Source organism: Fibrobacter sp. UWB10 (genome assembly GCF_900182935.1).
GTDB lineage: Bacteria > Fibrobacterota > Fibrobacteria > Fibrobacterales > Fibrobacteraceae > Fibrobacter > Fibrobacter succinogenes_O.
This window is the reverse complement of record NZ_FXUE01000005.1, coordinates 207,115-225,954: the sequence shown is the minus strand read 5'-3', so window position 1 is coordinate 225,954 and position 18,840 is coordinate 207,115. Positions and strand designations below refer to the sequence as shown.

17 protein-coding genes and 1 riboswitch are annotated in these 18,840 nt (G+C 51.0%); of the genes, 10 read left to right on the top strand and 7 right to left on the bottom strand.

What is annotated here, in order from left to right:
- Window positions 1-164: 164 nt before the first annotated feature.
- On the top strand, window positions 165-899 hold the full coding sequence (locus QOL41_RS12405) for a fibrobacter succinogenes major paralogous domain-containing protein (RefSeq protein WP_283430012.1): 735 nt from the start codon (window positions 165-167) through the stop codon (window positions 897-899).
- A 192-nt stretch (window positions 900-1,091) separates the two neighbouring features.
- A complete protein-coding gene (locus QOL41_RS12400; protein WP_349362408.1) occupies window positions 1,092-2,114 on the top strand; it encodes a branched-chain amino acid aminotransferase in 1,023 nt (340 codons plus the stop codon).
- Window positions 2,115-2,166: 52 nt separating this feature from the next.
- On the opposite strand, the gene recD2 is transcribed toward QOL41_RS12400, so the two are convergent.
- The 5 genes from recD2 to nadA are packed head-to-tail and all read right to left on the bottom strand — an operon-like array spanning window position 2,167 to window position 8,774.
- Complete coding sequence (gene recD2, locus QOL41_RS12395) at window positions 2,167-4,308, bottom strand: SF1B family DNA helicase RecD2 (RefSeq protein ID WP_283430010.1); 2,142 nt, start codon at window positions 4,306-4,308, stop codon at window positions 2,167-2,169.
- Window positions 4,309-4,313: 5 nt separating this feature from the next.
- The gene (locus tag QOL41_RS12390; protein ID WP_163437867.1) at window positions 4,314-5,849 is read right to left on the bottom strand and encodes a carbon starvation CstA family protein; all 1,536 of its coding nucleotides are present in this window, start codon (window positions 5,847-5,849) and stop codon (window positions 4,314-4,316) included.
- A gap of 33 nt (window positions 5,850-5,882) precedes the next feature.
- On the bottom strand, window positions 5,883-7,013 hold the full coding sequence (locus QOL41_RS12385; RefSeq protein ID WP_173652739.1) for a DUF6588 family protein: 1,131 nt from the start codon (window positions 7,011-7,013) through the stop codon (window positions 5,883-5,885).
- A gap of 48 nt (window positions 7,014-7,061) precedes the next feature.
- Window positions 7,062-7,733, bottom strand: coding sequence for a hypothetical protein (locus QOL41_RS12380; RefSeq protein WP_283430009.1), 672 nt, complete (start codon window positions 7,731-7,733; stop codon window positions 7,062-7,064).
- Between the two features lie 24 nt (window positions 7,734-7,757).
- A complete protein-coding gene (gene nadA, locus QOL41_RS12375; RefSeq protein ID WP_072800104.1) occupies window positions 7,758-8,774 on the bottom strand; it encodes a quinolinate synthase NadA in 1,017 nt (338 codons plus the stop codon).
- Between the two features lie 55 nt (window positions 8,775-8,829).
- A riboswitch (cobalamin riboswitch) is annotated at window positions 8,830-9,022 on the top strand.
- Window positions 9,023-9,026: 4 nt separating this feature from the next.
- On the opposite strand from nadA, the gene QOL41_RS12370 reads away from it, so the two are divergent.
- Complete coding sequence (locus QOL41_RS12370) at window positions 9,027-11,081, top strand: TonB-dependent receptor (protein WP_283430008.1); 2,055 nt, start codon at window positions 9,027-9,029, stop codon at window positions 11,079-11,081.
- Window positions 11,082-11,121: 40 nt separating this feature from the next.
- Window positions 11,122-12,621 carry a hypothetical protein gene (locus QOL41_RS12365; protein ID WP_283430007.1) on the top strand — a complete coding sequence of 500 codons (1,500 nt, stop codon included), beginning with the start codon at window positions 11,122-11,124 and terminating at the stop codon, window positions 12,619-12,621.
- A gap of 21 nt (window positions 12,622-12,642) precedes the next feature.
- On the opposite strand, the gene dusA is transcribed toward QOL41_RS12365, so the two are convergent.
- The gene (gene dusA, locus QOL41_RS12360) at window positions 12,643-13,626 is read right to left on the bottom strand and encodes a tRNA dihydrouridine(20/20a) synthase DusA (protein WP_283430006.1); all 984 of its coding nucleotides are present in this window, start codon (window positions 13,624-13,626) and stop codon (window positions 12,643-12,645) included.
- Between the two features lie 54 nt (window positions 13,627-13,680).
- On the bottom strand, window positions 13,681-14,505 hold the full coding sequence (locus QOL41_RS12355; protein WP_283430005.1) for a tetratricopeptide repeat protein: 825 nt from the start codon (window positions 14,503-14,505) through the stop codon (window positions 13,681-13,683).
- Window positions 14,506-14,535: 30 nt separating this feature from the next.
- On the opposite strand from QOL41_RS12355, the gene QOL41_RS12350 reads away from it, so the two are divergent.
- From QOL41_RS12350 to QOL41_RS12325, 6 genes are all read left to right on the top strand, one after another.
- Window positions 14,536-15,057, top strand: a complete 522-nt coding sequence (locus QOL41_RS12350; RefSeq protein WP_283430004.1) for a hypothetical protein — start codon at window positions 14,536-14,538, stop codon at window positions 15,055-15,057.
- The gene (locus tag QOL41_RS12345) at window positions 15,050-15,799 is read left to right on the top strand and encodes a hypothetical protein (RefSeq protein ID WP_283430003.1); all 750 of its coding nucleotides are present in this window, start codon (window positions 15,050-15,052) and stop codon (window positions 15,797-15,799) included. The genes QOL41_RS12350 and QOL41_RS12345 overlap by 8 nt, the downstream gene beginning before the upstream one ends.
- A complete protein-coding gene (locus QOL41_RS12340; RefSeq protein WP_283430002.1) occupies window positions 15,796-16,728 on the top strand; it encodes a helix-turn-helix domain-containing protein in 933 nt (310 codons plus the stop codon). The genes QOL41_RS12345 and QOL41_RS12340 overlap by 4 nt, the downstream gene beginning before the upstream one ends.
- Complete coding sequence (locus QOL41_RS12335; protein ID WP_283430001.1) at window positions 16,725-17,852, top strand: AI-2E family transporter; 1,128 nt, start codon at window positions 16,725-16,727, stop codon at window positions 17,850-17,852. Before QOL41_RS12340 ends, QOL41_RS12335 begins: the two co-directional genes overlap by 4 nt.
- A gap of 106 nt (window positions 17,853-17,958) precedes the next feature.
- Complete coding sequence (locus tag QOL41_RS12330) at window positions 17,959-18,261, top strand: HU family DNA-binding protein (protein ID WP_173652729.1); 303 nt, start codon at window positions 17,959-17,961, stop codon at window positions 18,259-18,261.
- A gap of 147 nt (window positions 18,262-18,408) precedes the next feature.
- Window positions 18,409-18,594 carry a hypothetical protein gene (locus QOL41_RS12325; protein ID WP_283430000.1) on the top strand — a complete coding sequence of 62 codons (186 nt, stop codon included), beginning with the start codon at window positions 18,409-18,411 and terminating at the stop codon, window positions 18,592-18,594.
- The last annotated feature ends 246 nt before the right edge of the window (window positions 18,595-18,840 follow it).

The window sequence follows — 18,840 nt, the reverse complement described above, 5'->3', positions numbered from 1 at the left end:
GAAGAAAAACCTCTATTTGTTTTGCCGCACTGATGACAATAGTCACTTGCAGCTTTGCTGCTTAGTGGATATGATTCTCGGAACGGGGACGGCATCTCCTGTTCAATCCGTAAAAGAATTATATTTTGTCCGAGTATTTGATTTGAAGTTACCGGAGGTTTTCTGTGAAAAAGATCTTTGCGTTGTTGCTTTCGGCAGTTTTGTTTGTTGCCTGTGACGATGACTCTAATAGTTCAGCGCCAGCCACAGACCCGAGTGAAAAATCCTCTTCGTCTGTTTGCGGGGACTGCGATGGTTCGAGCCGTTCGACGAAGTCTTCCTCGAGTAGCGGTGTTCCCGAGGGGTATGTAGATCCTTCGACTGTAGTTACGGGGACTATGACTGACGAACGTGATGGGCAGACCTACAAGACTGTGACCATCGGTACGCAGACCTGGATGGCGGAAAACTTGAACTATAATACATTGAACAGTAGCTGCTCCTATCGTGACACGACCAAATGTTCCGAATATGGTCGTGGTTATAGCTGGTCTGCTGCGAAAAATGCTTGCCCGAGTGGCTGGCATCTGCCGACAAGAGATGAATTTGAAATTTTATTTACCACAATTGGCGACCAAGAAACGGCAGGCGCATTGCTTAAATCTTCTAGCGGCTGGTATGACAACGGAAATGGCTCGGATGCCTATTCCTTTGCGGCGCTCCCTAGTGGAGATGTGAATGACAATGGAATTATTGATGGCAATGAGGGATACAGTGCTAATTTCTGGAGTTCTTCTGAATCCCAGACCTATAGCGAATTCGCAATTGATATAAGCTTGTCTTATGATAAAGATTACGCGGCCATTGATAGTCAAACATGGAATATGCGATTTTCTGTCCGTTGCGTGAAGGACAATTAGCCGGGGCGTTGCGGGGCGGCGAGCGCCCGCAGAGAGGGTGGAGAGCAACGTAGTGCGAACCAGGGGGATTCTTCCCCCTTTTTTATAAAAAAGCAAGCCAAAATGCCCCCGATAATTGTATTTTTCTGTGCGGTACCGAATGATACCTTTAAAAATGCACAAATTGCACAAAAAGGTGAATATATGCTTGATTTGAACACTGTCGATTGGAAGACGCTCCCCTTCGGTTATTACGATACCGATTACAATGTCCGCTGCTACTACCGCGATGGCAAGTGGGGCAAGGTTGAACTTTCTTCTTCCAAGGACATCAGCATCCACATGGCCGCCACCTGCTTGCACTACGGCCAGGAAGGTTTTGAAGGCCTCAAGGCTTACACGGGCAAGGACGGCAAGGTCCGTATTTTCCGCGTCGACGAAAACGCCAAGCGCATGCAGAACACGGCTAACCGCGTACTCATGGCTGTTCCGCCTGTTGAATTGTTCCGCGAAATGGTTCACACCGTGGTGAAGGCCAACAAGCGCTTTGTTCCGCCGTATGGCTACGGTGCAACGCTCTACATCCGTCCGCTCCTCATCGGTATGAGCCCGGAAGTGGGTGTGAAGCCTGCCGACGAATACCTGCTCATGATGTTCGTGACTCCGGTGGGTCCGTACTTCAAGGACGGGTTCAAGCCGGTGGACATGATGATTAGCCGCAACTATGACCGCGCTGCTCCGCAGGGTACGGGTACGGTGAAGGTCGGCGGTAACTACGCTGCTAGCCTCCAGTCCCTTGCAGAAGCCAAGAAACTCGGCTACTCCAGCACCATCTATCTGGATGCGAAGGAAAAGAAGTACATCGACGAATGCGGTCCGGCAAACTTCTTCGGTATCAAGGGCAAGACCTACGTGACCCCGAAGTCCGAATCCATTCTGCCGTCTATCACCAACAAGAGTTTGCAGCAGCTGGCTGAATACCTCGGCTACACCGTGGAACGCCGCCAGGTTCCGTTCGAAGAACTCGCTGAATTCTCCGAAACTGCCGAATGCGGTACCGCCGCCGTGATTACCCCGATCAAGAAGATTGTGGATCCGGTTGCCGGCAAGGAATTCACCTACGGTGACGGCAAGAATCCGGGCCCGGTCTGCACGGAACTCTTCACGAAGTACACTGCTATCCAGTTCGGTGAAGCGGAAGACCCGTTTGGCTGGACTGAAGTGGTTGATTTGTAATCGCTGTTAGAAATAGTATTGAAAATTCCGCAGAGAAATCTGCGGGATTTTTTTAATTGAGTCTTTCTTTAAGGCGCGTGTAGCGGCGGGTGCTGCGGTTGTTGCGGACGGCCTGGTGGAAGGCGCCGGGGGCAGAAAGAATCCACACGTGGCCTTTCGCGCGGGTGATGGCGGTGTAGATTAAGTTGCGCTGTAGCATCACGTAGTGGCTGGAATCGAGAATTACGATGACAGCGGGGTATTCGCTGCCCTGGCTCTTGTGGATGGTGCAGGCGTAGGCGAGTTGCAGTTCGTCGAGTTCGTCATCTTGGTAGGTGATGAGCTTTTCGTCGAAGAAGACGGCGATTTTGCGTTTCTCTTTGTAGATGCTGTAGACGATTCCGACGTCGCCGTTGAACACGTTCTTGTCGTAGTTGTTCTTGATTTGCATGACGCGGTCGCCTACGCTCCAGCCGATGCCGACCATCTTGTGGCGAGGAACTCCTGGATTCAGCAGGTCTTGCAGGAACGGGTTTAGCTCGATAATGCCGAGGGGACCTTTGCGCATGGGAACGAGAATCTGCAAGTCGGTTTTGAGGTCGATATCGATTTTGCTGCGCACGCCGGTCGCGATCAGTCGCTGTAAATGCTGCTTGGCTTCTTCGGGCGTTTCGAACGGAACGAAGTGGAAGTTTGGACCTTCGATCGGGGCGGGCGTGATGCCCTGATTGATTTTAGCGGCCTTGTCGGCGATGTCGTTATCGCCGGATTGTCTAAAGATGTGCTGCAGGCGGACGCTTGGGATGCGCGGACACTGCAGCAGATCGTTGAGTACGTTGCCGGGGCCGACACTCGGGAGCTGGTCGGCGTCGCCAACAAAGACGATGCGGGCTGTTTCGGGAACGGCGTCGAGGAGCGAGGCCGCAAGCCAGGTGTCTACCATACTGAATTCGTCGACGACGAGCAAATTGCAATCGAGCTTATTGAACTCGTTCTTGTTGAATTTCTTGGTGACGGGGTCGACTTCAAGCAGACGGTGGATGGTGTAGGTCTTGTCGCCACAACAGTCGCCCATGCGCTTGGCCGCGCGGCCCGTCGGGGCGGCGAGCAGAATGTTTTCGCCCATCTTGCGGGCAAGGTGAAGGATTCCTTTGAGAATCGTCGTCTTGCCGGTGCCTGGGCCGCCGGTAATGATGCAAATCTTGTGTGCTGTGGCAAGGCGAATCGCTTCGCGCTGCACCGGGTGAAAGCTGAATTTATGTTCGCGTTCCCAGTCGACGAGTTCGCGCTCAAAGCCGTAAGTGGGCAATTCGTTTTCGTTGAGTCTGCGCTTGATGATTTCGGCGATTTTCTGCTCCGCATTGTCGAGCGGCGGAAAGAAACAATCGTCGCCGTGGCGCTTGATGCGGCCCGTTTCGCAAATTCGCTTGAACTGTTCCAGCAAATTCTGGATTGCATCGTCGTCGGTGACGTCAATGCGCAAGTTCTTGAGGGTGCGTCCGATTAAATCGTTGCTTGGCAAATAGCAGTGACCGTCCGAAAGCGATGCTTCTTGCAACGAGTAGAGAAGTGCTTCTTGCATGCGCATGGGGCTGTCTTTCGGGATGCCGACTTTCATCGCGATTTCGTCGGCCTTCAAGAATCCGATTCCCCAGATTTCTTCGCAGAGAATGTAGGGGTTTTCGCGGATTTTGCTGATGGTGTCCTGCCCGAATTTCATCCACAGCTTCTTGGCGACAGAGCCTGTGATGTCGTGATTGTACAGGAACAATAAGGTTTCGCGGCTGTGGCGATTTTCTTGCCAGCTGGCGAGGAACTGTTCTACCTTGGCGGCTGAAAGACCCTTGATTTTCTTGGCACGAAAGCGGTCGGGTTCGTAGTCGAGAATGTCGCGCAATTCTTCGCCAAAAGCGTCGACGATGGCTTGGGCTGTCTTGGGGCCGATTCCCGGAAAAAGGCCGCTGCCGAGGTAGGCGGCTAAATTGTTGTTCTGGGTTTCGACGATTTCGAAATGCTTTGCTTGGAACTGTTCGCCGAATTTGGGGTGGCGACCCCATTCGCCTTCAAAGCGTAGGTTTTCGCCTACGGAAAGTTCGGGCAAGGTTCCCGTGACGACGACTACCTTCTTGGTGCTACTATCAATAATCCGCAGGACGGTGAATCCGTTCTGCGGACTGTGAAAGGTGATGGACTTGACGGTTCCTTCGAGAATCACGCGATTTATCGTGCCTTGGGAACTTTACCTTCGTCCAGTTCGGGGTTCCAGCGGTCAGGATCAAAACCTTCCATCTTGGTAAGGTATTTGCCGCGAGTGCAAAGCAGGAATCCGAGAATGGCTGCATCGTGCAGGGCAATCACAAGGGCGGTTTTGTAGTCGAGACCGAATCCGAGCGGAGCGCCCTTCAGGTTTTCGGGGCTCACCCAAAGAATGTAGTCGCAGGTAATGAAGGTCATGAACATGCACGGAATAAGTGCAATCCAGAAGTTCTTCTTTTTGCTGCGCAGGTAAACCGTGGCCACGCAAAGGCTGCACACGGCCATGAGCTGGTTACTCCAGCTGAAGTAATTCCACAGAATGTTGAATCCTTCGGGGTTCAGGTTGCTCCAGAAAATGATGGCAGCGCAGATGGCAAACATCGGCACGGTAAGGAGCAAACGGTTCTTGACAGAGGTCTGTTCCATTCCGGTGAGTTCTGCAATCGTGAGACGGAGGCTGCGAAGGCTGGTGTCGCCACTAGTGATAGCAAGAACAATCACGCCCACGACAACGAGAATCGAAATCGGAGCCCAGGGAATCACGGTAGAAACGAGAATGCTCAAGACCTTAACGCCCGAAGCGCCGGTTAAGAGTTCCGGCATCTGGTGGTAAATGAACATGCCACCGGCGGCCCAAATCATACCGATCAGACCTTCGATAATCATCATGCCGTAGAAAGTCTGGCGACCAGTCTTTTCGGTGACTTCGGTGCGGGCGACAAGCGGACTTTGCGTGCTATGGAAACCACTAATGATACCGCAGGCAATTGTCACAAAGAGCATCGGGATAATCGGCTGTCCGCCCGGATGCTTGTGGAAATTGCTCATGATGTCGTTGAAGCAGAAGTTGTCGAGAACGTTCAAGTTCGGGATGATCCCCACGAAAATAGCGAGAGATGCAAGAATCAAGAGCGCACCGAAAATCGGGTAAATGCGGCCGATAATCTTGTCGATGGGGAAGAAGGTGCTTGCAAAGTAGTAGGCGAAAATGCAGGCGACGGCAATCCAGAACAAAGTGGGCGATACCGCAGAACCGGCAAGAATCGGGGTGTTGATGAGGGCTGCAGGCGTGTTGGTGAAGACGGCGCCCACCAAAATCAGGGCGACCGAGATTAGCGTCATCACGATTTTGGCCGGGCCTTTGCCCAGGAACTTGCGGGAAAGTGCCGGCACGTTGTAGCCGTTGTTGCGCATGCTGATCATGCCGCTGAAGTAGTCATGCACGGCACCGCCAAGCACGTTGCCGATAGGCAGCAAAATGAAGACGATGGCGCCGAACTTGATGCCGAGAATCACGCCAATCACAGGACCGATACCTGCGATGTTCAAAAGCTGGATGAGGACGTTTTTCCAGTGCGCCATGGGGACGCGGTCAACGCCATCCGGGTTTTCGAGGGCGGGAGTCTTGCGGTCATCGGGGCCGAAGACACGTTCAACGAATTTTCCGTAAGTGAAGTATCCGCCGACAAGAATCGCGATACCAATCAGGAATGTAATCATGTTATGCCTTCTTTTTGAGGTTTGTTCTTAATTTTAAAAATCTTCTTCTGCTGCGGGAGCTTCCGATTCTTCAACAGCGGGGACTTCCGGAGCTTCTACAGGTTCTTCTGCCGGAGCCTCGGTTTCGTCGGACTGCGTTTTCACGTTCCCGCCGCGGACATAACCCTTATCCTTAGCGATTTCGTCGGGAGTCTTGTCCGTGCCAAATTGCTGTCTGAAGTACAGAATGTTCGTTGTGTAGCTCGACTTGCCGGCGTAATCGTAGCCCACGACCGGGTGGAACGACTTGCCGAGCTGCAGTGCGATGGCAATGCCAAAGCGGAAACCATTGTTGCCCTTCACTTTGACATCGGGCTCGATATCGGTCATCTTGATAGGTTCGGCGCCTTCGACAGCGAGGCCTACCGTTTGATAGAATTCGCCAGAGGCTTTCATTTCGGCGCCCTGGTAGCCGAGCGACATCATGACTTCAAAGAAGTTGAAAGGCTTGTAACCGATAACGAATGCAAAGTTGTTCGTTGAAATGTCGAGCTTGAGTTCGCCATCTAAATCTTCGGGGCTGTAGCCGATGGCGCTGGAGTTGTGACCGTATACGATGCTTATGTCGAGCGGTTGGGCTGCTCTCGGGAGCATGTACTGGAAAAAGTGACCGAAGCTGTACTGGAATCCGAAACCGAACAGGCTGAATTTTCGCAGTTCGCTGATAGAAGGCAAGTACATTCCGCGGATAACAGCGCGGAAATGGAAGAAACTTGCGCCCAGCTGCAGGTAGGGATAAGTGAATACGCCGAGACCGTTAAGGGTTTCGTTACCGTATGTGGTTCTGTCCAGCATGTTCGTGGGGTCGCCGTGATCGCCAAAAATGGTCGGAAGTTCGAATCCGTTTTGGGTGTACGTTCTGTCGTCGTCATTAATAGGGATAATCGAAATCGGGAGGCCCGCTTCGAAGGTAAAGCTCTGCGGCACAGAAGCGCTTACGAACCAGTTGCTGTTGAGCACGTTACCCAGGTTGTCGACAATGGGCTTGACGTAACCGGTACGATCGCCAAAGCGGCTATCGAAAGCGGACATGGTTTCGCGTTCGGTGGCCCAGCCATCTGCGTCCATGGCGAAAATGGAACTGGCCCCTAAAAATAATGTGGCGATTAAAGCGAGCTTTTTCATACGCGGCCAAAGATAGAAAAAGAAAAGGCGCCGGGTGGGCGCCTTGGGTTAAAACTGATACTGTATCGAAAGATCCGCTAAAATGAAGGTTTGCCACAGATACGGGTCTAAATCGTTGTTGTCGACTCTGGAGCAATGTACATTTTTAAACCAGCTTTCGTAAACTTTGATAGAGGGAACCATGGCGATGTGCTCGGTAATATAGTAATGCAGGTTGGCGATGAATGCGACTGCAGAACCCATGAATTCGGCGTCGTATATGCCGTCGCTGAATATGGCGGCGTTTTCGGATTTTACGCTGTTGTAGGAATATCCGAGACCAAGGCCAATCTGGAAAAAGTCCGGATAGAATAAGTTGTATGTAACTTCGAGACTGGCGCGCCAAATGCGGGTCGACTGTTCGTAGGATTCGTCGGGAAAGTCGGCAAGAACCTGATCCGAAGTCCAGTATTGGAATCCGATTCCGAAAGAGAATGCACCGAGGTTTACGCCGAGCATAAAGTCCGGAGTCGCGATGAATTCTAATGCAGGCGGGTGAATGAGTCCGACAACGCCTGCGGAATCTTTGCCCTTGATGGCATGCTCGTTAAAGTCACCCTTGGAAACCATGACGCCAAAGCCTGCGGTGGCGTAGTAGCTACGCGGCCAGTAATATTCGTCGGCGAATGTGAGTCCGGCACAAAGGCAAATTAACAATGCAATGACTTTCAGCTTTTTCATTTTTTAACCCCTAACCAGTAACCCCTACTTGGCTGCGTAGTAGAACATCGCGTCGATGCACTTCTTGGCGGCAACGCGCACGCTTTCGTCGAGTTCCACGTGCTGGGCCTTTTCCGGGTGGCGGAGCGTTTCAAGAATGTTTTCGAGCGAGTTCGACTTCATGTATTTGCACATGCTGCAGCTGCCGATAAAGGTCTTTTTCGGGAATTCGTACTGCATGCGTGCGTTCAGACCGCATTCGGTGAGCAGCAGGAACGGGGTGCCTTCGGGCTGTTCCTTGATGTAGTTCACCATCTGGCCGGTGCTGCCCACGTAGTCGCTCAAAAGGGCGACGCCCGGGTGGCATTCGGGGTGGCTCACCACCTTGAGGCCCGGATTCTGGCTGCGGAAGAAGTTGATGAGTTCGGAATCGTAGGTTTCGTGCACGTAGCAGCAACCGCTGTGGAGCACGATTTCTTTCTTGATGCCTCGCTTCTGCATTTCATCGATCAGGTTCTGGCCCATGAGACCATCGGGTACGAACACAATCTTGTCGTTTTCGAGGCTAGAGACAATCTTCATCACGTTGCTGCTGGTGACGCACACATCGCAGTTCGCCTTCACGTCGGCGGTGGTGTTGATATAGCACACGAAGGTGTGGTCGGGATACTTTTCGCGGAGAGCCTTGACTTCTGCGCCGGTAATGGAGTCGGCGAGGCTGCAACCCGTAAGCGGGCCCGGAATCAGAACGTCCTTGGTCGGGTTCAAGATCTTGGCGGTTTCGCCCATAAAGCGCACGGCAGAGAACACGATTGTCTTTGCGCTCACCTTGGTGGCGTCTTGACTCAGCTTGAAACTGTCGCCATCGTAGTCGGCAACGCCCAAAATGATTTCGGGGGCCACATAGCTGTGGGCGAGAATCACGGCGTCGCGTTCCTTCTTGAGTTCGTTGATTTCGTTGATGAGCGGGAGCATCTGTTCGCATTTTTCCATGGAATAGGTGCAAAGCACAGCGCCCGGCTGGATAGAGCTAAGACGTTTATAGAGTTCTTCTGCTGTCATACGCCTAAATATAGCAAATTGTAAAAATATTTCTATATTTGAACGCGAAAAGTTTCCTGTGCCCTGAAAAGCCCATGCAGGAGCCCTACTGGGTGGCCTGCAAGGAGAGAATCCCGTGAAAGCCGGGAGCGGTCGCGCCGCTGTAAGGGAGGACGAAACCGGCATGAACCAATGCCTGCAAAGGTGTGAAGGAGCCGGAAGTAGATTGAGCCCCGAGCCAGAAGAACTGTGGGAAACGCTTTTTGAGGAACGATGCGAACGACGTCATTCTACAAAGCCGCTATGGTTGCGGTGTTTTTGTGTTGTGCGTGGGGAACCCCCTTTGCACAGACCGTGGTCATGTCAAAAGACGTGGCGGTCGATGAGTCCGCTCCTGTACAGGATCTTGGTTCGACCGAGGTGACAGCACCTTCGGTATCTGGTGTTGCTGTTTCTGGCACTGACTATATGGAAATTAGCCCTTCCGCTTGGGAAGGCCGTGGCTTGTCTGCCACAGAAATTCTGTCGTCGCTTTCGGGAATTCAGGGGTATACGCAGGGGGGCATGGGCAGTTTTCAGACGGTGAGCATCCGTGGCGTTGCGGCAAGGAACATCTTGATTTGCATTGATGGCATGCCGCTCAACGATGCGGGCGGCGGTGCTGCTGACCTTGGCGCCATTGACCTCAACAATATTGAAAAAATCGAAGTCTACAAAGACCGGACTCCGGCTAAGTATGGAGGTTCGGGTGTCGGCGGCGTTATCAACTTTGTGACTAAAAGTGCGATTAAGGCGTCTCGCGTGCCGACCGGTCGCGTTTTTGCAAGTTTTGGCTCGCACAATACGTTCGAAGGCTCTGCCCAGGTGAGTGCAAGTGTGACCGACAGCGTGCAGTTCTCGGCAACCGCTTCGATGCGCCACAGCGACAACGATTACGAATTTGACAATCGTAACGGCACGCTTTATAATGACGAAGACGATTTTAAGGACAGAAGAAAAAATGCGGAATTCACGGAGTATTCCGGAAACATTCAATACCGCATGCTTCATAGCGGTGGATTTTTCTCGACTTTGTCCGGAAACATTATGCACACCGAAGCGGGCAATCCCGGTACCGAAGACTTGCAGACCAATGTGGCAAAGTTTACGGGCGACATGGGCCAACTTTCGTACCGCTTGGAATTCCCCGAATATTTTGATTGCTTGCTGATTGAATCTGGCATTACGGGAAGATTCGAAAAGAATTCGTCGGAATCGTATTATCCGTTGGATAAAATCGGCTACCTGTCGCAAGATTTCAAGGTACTTGGCCTTGCAGGGTATAGGGCGATGCCCGAGGTTTCTGCAACTTTGTACCGCGGAAATCTTGAGGCTTTCCTTAGATTGGCAGGAAGTGCTGAACTCTGGGAAGCGCGCGGACCGGCGCAAGATTTCAGCCTGAATCGTTATACGGGTTCTGTGGCGGGCAATGTGGAATATTCCTTTACGCAGTGGTTCTCGCTTTTGGCCGAGGGCAATGTGCTGAAGTCGATTGATGATATTGATGGCGGCAGATTCCAGATGACTACAGGGGCGGCGCTGATAAGCGATGCGACCGAGCGTGATTTGAGCTGGGCCGGAATGGTGCAGGCGAAATTGGGCAAAAAAGATTCGTGGATTGGCGGAAGTGCTTCGTTCGGACGTTTCTACAGACAGCCGCAATTGATGGAACTTTATGGCATGTATCCGGGAACGCTTTCGAATCCGACTTTGAAAGATGAATCCGCGTTGAAGTTTGCGGCAGGGCTCTATCTGTCTACCCCGAAACAGCGCTCTGTATTCCGTGCCACATACTTTGAAACCCATGCCGAAAACGGAATTTATTGGTTGATTAGCACCAATATGATGAAGGCTTTCAATGTAGACAAGTCCGTTATTCGCGGGGTAGAACTGGAATTGGATAGTCGTCCGGTTGATTTTTTCCAGACCGTATTGCGAGCAACCATTCAAGACCCGCGTGATGATGGCTTAAGTAAGGCCTATAACGGGAATCTTTTGCCGGGAGAACCGGTGCACAGCTACTATGCCGAAGGTACAGTGTTCTTGCCTCTGCATTTGAGTAGCACGTTCTCGATGGATTACAGGTCAAGAATTTATAGTGACCGCATGAACTTTACGAGACAGCCTCCAGTGGCGCATTACAATGCGTCGCTTGCTTGGCAACCGTGGAATAAGACACGCCTCGTTTTTGCGGTCAACAATATATCAGACGAAACATATCGAAACATTTTTACCCCTTATCCGACTCCGGGTAGGGAATACAAGTTCACAATCATACAGGGGTTCTAGCCCCCGCGCTAAAATAGCGTAAAGCCAGAAAGGAGCAATAATGAATAAAAAGATACTCACAACACTAGCGGCGTTATCGTTCGCGTTCTACTTGGGCGCTTGCGGTGACGACAACAGTTCCTCGGCAGGCATTGAATGCTTGGACAACGAAAACTGCCTGGACGACGAAGACCTGAGCAGCGATTCTGACGACGCCAAGAGCTCTAGCTCTGTCAAGTCCAGCAAGAACAAGTCCAGCAGCTCTGTCAAGAAAGACGAAAAGTCTAGCAGCTCTGAAAAGGCTACTTCTAGCTCCAGTGAAAAGAAGGATGAAAAGTCCAGCTCCAGCGAAAAGAAGGACGACAAGTCCAGCTCCAGCACAAAGGATGACAACTCTAGCTCTAGCGAAAAGAAAGACGAAAAGTCCAGTTCTAGCGAAAAGGTAGAATCCAGCAGTTCCGAAGCTCCGGTATCTAGTTCTTCTGCAGAACCGGAATCCAGCAGCTCTGTTGAACCGAAGGTGACCTACCTGGCTAATACGCCGTTTGCCGCCGACCTGGAAGTTTCTGGCGATACGCTGTTCGCCGTGTTCCAGCGCTACGAAGTTGGCGATGATGGATATACCGCTATCTTCAACGATCCGGGTCTTCTCGCTATGTACAAGTTGAGCGACGGTACCCTTCTCGATACCATTACTCTTGTGACCAAGAACCCGCAGGTTGTGAAGGTTGTGAATGGCAATGTGTTCGTGGGTACGCAGGGTGAATACAATGCCTCTTGGGGTATTGACGCCGATGAAAACCGCGGTATCGAAAAGGTTGACCTGAAGAAGAAAAAGTCTGAACTTTGGGTGAGCGGTACGCTGCTTGGCGGTGGCGTGTACATGATGGATGTTGATCCGATTTCTGGCAAGGCTGTTGTTGCCGTTTACAAGGCTTACCAGAATGTTCCCGCTGCCGAAGTTGATTTGAATGACAAGTCGGTGAAGAGGATAGATGGTGTTGTCGATGCCAGCGGTGGCATTTACTATGACACCAAGGGTGAACTCTTCTATATCGGCGACCGTGGTTCCATTGACTATACCACGTTTGCTATGACCCCGATGGTGGCGTATTCTTATAACGGCCTGAAACTCTCCGCCCTTTATGACGACGAAATGGGTTACCAGCCCGCTGGTATTGCCGTTATCAATCACGAAGTGTTCGTTTATATCAGCGACTATGCTAACGCCGGTAAACTTTACTGGATTGATGGCGAAGACATCAGCGACGAAAGCATTCAGTTCTCTACCGACACGAAGATCGTAGAAGTCAATGGTGGCCTGTATGTAATGGACCGCAAGGGCAAGGGCAGCATTACGAAGGTGAATACCAGCGCAAAGAAGGTTGCTTGGCAAAAGGCCATCGAATCTGAAAACCCCTACGATATCGTGGCGATTGACGGTAGCACCGCTTGGGTTGCTATGTATAACGCTGCTGAAATCCGCAAGATTTCTCTCACGAATGGTTCGACGATTTCTTCCATCGACACGAAGGAACTCAGCGCCAAGATTGTCGAATAAGTGGCTGAATAATCAAAAAGACTAAGGTTCAGTAACCAAGTCCATTGCCCTGCGGATCAGTTCCGCGGGGCTTTTTGTTTTGGGGGCGTTTTCGCCGAGGTACTGGCGGTATTTGCGGGCGCCAGGCTTGCCGTTAAAGAGGCCGTACAGGTGGCGCACCAAAATGGTGGCGGGCGTTCCGCTGGCGGCTTCCATCTCTACATAGGGGAGGTAGGCTTCAAGCAATGCCTTGCGGCTTTCGGGCTTGGCGGCGCTTGCGTCGTTGAAAATACGTTCATCGGCATCGCGCAGGAACCATGGATTTTCGTAGGCTTCGCGACCGACCATCACGCCGTCCAAATCTTGGAGCAGTTCAAGCGTCTGGTCGAGCGTCTTGATGCCGCCATTGATTGAAATGTTCAACTGCGGCATTTCTGCCTTGAGGCGGTGTACCGTATCGTAGTTCAGCGGCGGAACTTCACGGTTTTCCTTGGGGCTCAGGCCTTTGAGCCATGCCTTGCGGGCGTGAACAATGAACACGCGGCAGCCGGCATCGGCAATGGTGCCGATAAAGTCGCGGAAAAATTCCCAAGAATCGAATTCGTCGACACCGATACGGCACTTGATAGACACGGGAATGCTCACGGCGTCTTGCATGGCCTTAAAACAGTCGGCGACTAGGTTCTTGTCTTTCATGAGGCATGCGCCAAAGTTCCCGTTCTGCACTCGGTCCGAAGGGCAGCCGCAATTCAGGTTGACTTCCTGAAAGCCGGATTCTTCGACCATTTTGCTGCATTTGGCTAAATCGGCTGGATTGCTGCCGCCCAGCTGCAAAACAGCGGGGTATTCGAATTCCTGATGGCGCAAGAATTGGTCCGGGTCGGTATGCAACAGCGCGTTGGTCGTGACCATTTCGCTGTACAACAAGATGTGCTTGGACAATAACCGCAAAAAATATCGTTCGTGACGGTCGGTGCAGTCAAGCATCGGGGCAATCGAAAGTCTGCGGTTAAAGTCTAATTCCATATAATATCTTTCGTCTCTCGTCTGTAGGCTCGGAGAGCCGTTCTCTCGTCTGATTTAAATAAACATCATCGTGTTGAGTTTGGCGCGGTACTTCCAGGTAAGTTCGTGCTTCGGGCCGAGAACTCCGAACAAAGTAAGCATCGCCTTCTTCGCGGCGCCGTCGTTCCATTCCGGAGCTTCTACGTACAAGTTCAAGAATGCCTGCAAGGCACTTTCAAAATCTTCGCTGCAGGCGAGCTTGCATGCTTCGTGGTACACGATCGCTTCTTTGCCCTGAATGTCCTTCTTGGCGGCTTCGGCGTGAAAATCGAGAAGTTCCAGCAACGATTTTGCTTCGCGGTACTGGTCGTCGGCTTCGGTAAACTTGGCGAGTACAGATTTTGCCTTTTCGGTGTCGCCCATGCCGAGGCTTGCCTTTGCCCACAAGAGCTGCAGCTTCTTGTCGTCGGGGGTCTTGGCGAGTGCTTCGTCGAGCATCGGGAGCGCCTGGTCAAAATTCTTTTGGGCGATGGCGTCTTCCAGGGCTGCCTGAAAACGAGCTTCGTCGCTCACGAAGAACTTTTCGAGACGCTTCTTGAGGTCTGCTTCGGGCAACACGCCCTGGATTACGTCTGCAATCTGACCTTTTTCGACAATGTGAACTTCGGGCACCGAGCGCACGCGGAATGCCTGAATCAGTTGCATGTTTTCGCGTTCGTCGCAACTCACAACGCCAAGCGTAAAGTCCATGCTGGTCGAAAGGGCGCCCAACAATTGGGAATATGGCGCGCAGTCAGGATATTCTGCAGAGGAGAAAAGGACTGCTACGGCGCGGGTTTCAGAGGCCTGAGCGACCTCGGTTTCAAAATTTTCAGCGGTAATCTGTACAACTTTAGCCATGCCACAAATATAGTTATTATATTAGGGTACATGAGTACATGCCCTTATTGCAAATCAGAGGTGGCAGAAATCAAGTTCCAACATTTGGACTTGCGTATTTGCCCGAAGTGCTATTCAACGTTTTTCCCGTGCGACCAGACCATGGCTTTTCGCAGTGACCTGACTGACAAGTCCCGTGAACTCTGGCTCAAGGCATTGCTTGCCAAGAATGTGCAAGACCCGGTTTGCGAAAATCCGTGCTGCATTGACCACGGTGAACCGCTTGTCGCCGGCAAACTTCCGGACTACGGTTACGACGGCAGGGTTACCACTTGCTGCAAGATGTTTCACATGCCGCCTTCTATGACCATCACGCTCTTGAAGCGCACTTTGGAACACCCGTTCCAGCAGGTTACGAAAGAAGGGAAACATCATTTCTTCTTTATCCGTGCTCTCGATGCCCTGATTAATAAGCTGTTTGGTGAAAAGGAACCTGACGAAGATCCGTTGGATTTGGTGCAGTACAGCCTTCATTTGAAACCCATTTTGGAACCCGAAGATTCTAATGGCTAAGACTTACATTGTAATAGTGGCAATTGCCGCCGTCATACTGGGCGTGTACTTTGCCTTGCCGGATCGTCACTTTACCGATTCTGTGTTCCCGTTGCACGATGGCGCCTCTGTCTTTGAATACGACGACAAGGGCGACGGTGGTTCGTCTGAGGTGACGTTTGCCTTGGCCGATTCTTCGCTTTCGTTTAGCTGTGCGCTTGGCGCCGATACGACCAAGAGCGCCTGGTGTGGACTTTTGTTTGACCTCAGTCAAGGTGAGAAGGCGGAATATCGCAACTGGACTTTTGTGGATTCGCTGATTTTGGATTTGGAATCTAGCGGTACCGATGAAATCTTGGTGAAGGTCTGGACGTTCGATCCCGACGTTACCGACATCACGAAGCCGCGAACCTTCCGTCTGCTCATGAAAGAAATTCCGCTGACCAAGGGCCGCCAGCGTATTGCGTTCCCGTTCGAACAGTTCTACACGCCGGACTTCTGGTACGACGACGAACATATCGACCGCAAACTGAACCGCCGTCATCAAGAAACGGTTGCCCGCGTCGAAATCGCTCCGGGCTGGAATCACCCGCGTGGCAAAAAATTCTCGCTCAAGTTCTATGCAATCTCTGCACAGGGCGTGAGCAATTTTGCTTTTGGCGTCGTGATGTTCTTGATGCTTGGGCTTATGATTGTGGCGATTGGCCGCACGCATTCGTACAACAAGGAAAGCGAAAGCAAGAAGGCGGATCCTAAAGCATGAAAAAAATCATAATTGCTTCGGCTGCGCTGGCTGTATTACTTGCAGTCTGGATTTGCCTGTTTGTCAAGTTTAGCGCATCGGAACAAATCCTGTTCCCGGGCTCTACATTCCAGGTGTATGCGGTGTCCGACGCGAACGTGGGTGGCTTTTCGACTGTAGAGCTTACAAAGCAAGATTCTGTGGTTTCGGCTCGCGTGAATATTCGCTCGGGTATGGCTTACCCGTATGCAGGTGTCGGAATCAATTTGCTTTCGGTCAACAACCGTCCGGCAAACGGATTCTTTGACTTCTCGGAATTTGATTCGCTTGTCATAGATGTCGAAACGAATCGTATGCAGCGCGTGGGCGTCAAGATTTTGAATGACGACCCCGTGTACAGTAAAAAGAATGTGTACCAAAGCTACCGCCCGATGGTGGCTCAAGCTCCTGTGATTATTCGCGACAAAAAGAGCCGCGCCTCCGTTTCGATGCTCGATTTTAAAGTGCCTGAATGGTGGCTTGCCATGCAAGGCCTCGACAAAGACGATGGCCTACGCTACATGAACCGCGGCATGTTTTTTGAAATCACGAACGGCGAAGGAACCATGCTCGGCATTCCCGACGAAATCGTGGTGCGTACGATTAAACTCTGGGGCGAAAATCGAACCTTCAAAGCGCTCATGATTGTGGCGCTCGTGGTGCTCCTGTTGATTTATGCAGGCTTTGTTTCGCTCACGATTCGCAATTCCGCAGGTTGCGTCGCTAGCCGCGAAAAGAAACTGAACGAATTAAAATCTCGCATGGGGAATGCGGCCAAGCTCTTGAAAGAATCGGACCGCTCGATTGCAGAAATCGCGCTTGCCGTAGGCGAAAAGAATCCCGCCGCATTCGAAAAAGATTTCGCCAAAATTTATGGCGTAAAACCTCTGGAATTCAGGACTAAAAAATGAAACGTATTTGGACTGTAGACCGCGTCATGCGTGTCTTGATTATGGCTGCTGGTATCGGCATTCTGCTTTGGGTGCTGAATTATTTGAGCGGCGTGCTCGCTCCGTTCTTTGCGGCGTTCTTGGTGGCGTACATTTTCGATCCGCTGGTGACCAAGATTCAGAGTAAAGTCAAGTTCCGTATTGTCGCTGTCGTTGCAGTGCTTACGCTGATGATTCTTGTGGTGGGCGGAGCTGTGTGGATTTTCGTGCCGATGGTGGTTGGCGAAATCAGGCACCTGGGCGAACTTATTCCAAAGTTGTTCAACGATTCTACTTGGGCAGATCGTTTGTCCATGTTCGTGCCTAAAAACTTGTGGCAAGAAATCAAGACGTTTATTTCTTGGGACAAAGTAGCGACTGCCATGCAGAGCCTTGACTTCTGGAATGCGGCGCAGTCCGTGGCGGGCAAGGTCTTGCCGAGCGCATGGAACGTGTTGAGCAAGACGTCTGCTTTGTTTGTATGGCTCTCTGGTGCAATCTTGATTTTTATGTACCTCGTGTTCATCATGCTTGATATGCCTAAGCTTCGCGGTGGTATCAAGAAGCTATTTCCGACAAGGTATAAAGAAGGTGCATCTGATTTTGGAAAGAAGATGGATATGTTCATGGGCAGCTATTTCCGCGCACAATCCTTGGTCGCGCTGACGGTTGGTATTTTGTATGCAATCGGATTTGGAATCATCGGACTGCCTATGGGAGTCGCCTTTGGGCTGTTCTCTGGCGCCTTGAACATGGTGCCGTACTTGCAACTAGCGACAATCCCTGTAGCCCTACTGCTAGCGGTAGTCTACGCTCTCGATAAGGGCATGCCGTTTTGGGAAGTCGCGGTGCTTGTCAGTGTTGTTTATCTGATTGTACAAATTATCGAAGACATGTTCTTGGTGCCAAAGATTGTGGGCTCTTCAATGAACTTGCCGCCGGTGGGCATTCTCTTGTCGCTTTCTATCTGGGGAAAACTCCTCGGATTCCTCGGTTTGATTGTTGCGATTCCATTCACTTGTCTGTGTCTTGTGTACTTAGACAAAATTCAGAAGAAAGCGGACACGATTGTAGAGGCCGAAGTCGAACCACCGCCCGAGGCTTGATTTTATAAGGATTTTTCAAAAATTTTTCAAAAAAAGTGTGCCGCGACGCAAAAAAAAAAGTATAATATCACTATAAAATTCTTAACCTACTCAAGGAGTTAATAAAATGAATAAGCAAGATCTCATCGACGCCATCCTCGCTAACAAGGAAGCAGGCATTGAATCCAAGGCTGCCGCTGGCCGCGCTGTTGACGCCGTTCTCGATGGCATCGCCGCCGGTTTGAAGAAGGACGCTTCTGTCCAGCTTATCGGCTTTGGCACCTTCTCTGTCAAGACCCGCGCTGCACGTACCGGCCGCAATCCGCAGACTGGTGCTACCATCAAGATCAAGGCTTCCAAGACCGTGTCCTTCAAGGCCGGTGCTGCTCTTAAGGCTGACGCTGCTAAGGCTAAGGTTGCTAAGAAGTAATTTTGCTTTAAAGCGATTTTGCTTTTGCACTCGGGACTCCCGGGTGCTTTTTTTTGTGTTTTGAAGGGCTTATCTAAGTTTTAAGTTTTGTCAACTGCGTTTTGTTTTCTATCTTATTGAATGTCAATTAATTAGCGAGAATGTACTATGAAAAATGTTATTAAATTGCTTTTGGCTTTTTCTTTTTTTTCTGTAATCGCCTGTGCAGAATATGAAGAAGGAACTGGAACTCGTAGTGATTGCCTGGAAAATCCGAATCTTCCGGTGTGTAACGATGTTGATCCCCAGGATGAACCTGCTGAGACGGGAACGCCTAGCGATAACGATTTATAGTTTTTTCTGATTTTGCACTGCACGGTTTACATTTTTTGATTTTACCATTGCAGAACTTACATTTTTTGTCTATATTTGCGCAAGTTTGAACCTTGTGTAATCTAGACGATAAGATGAACCAAAATATTGCAATGCCCTTGCCCCCGTGCAATGCAAAGTGCGCAATCCACTGCGCAACCGCAATTGGTTTTTCCAAGGTTAATTGTTTTTCTGATTTTATTGTTGCTGAACCGTTTGGTTCAGCGT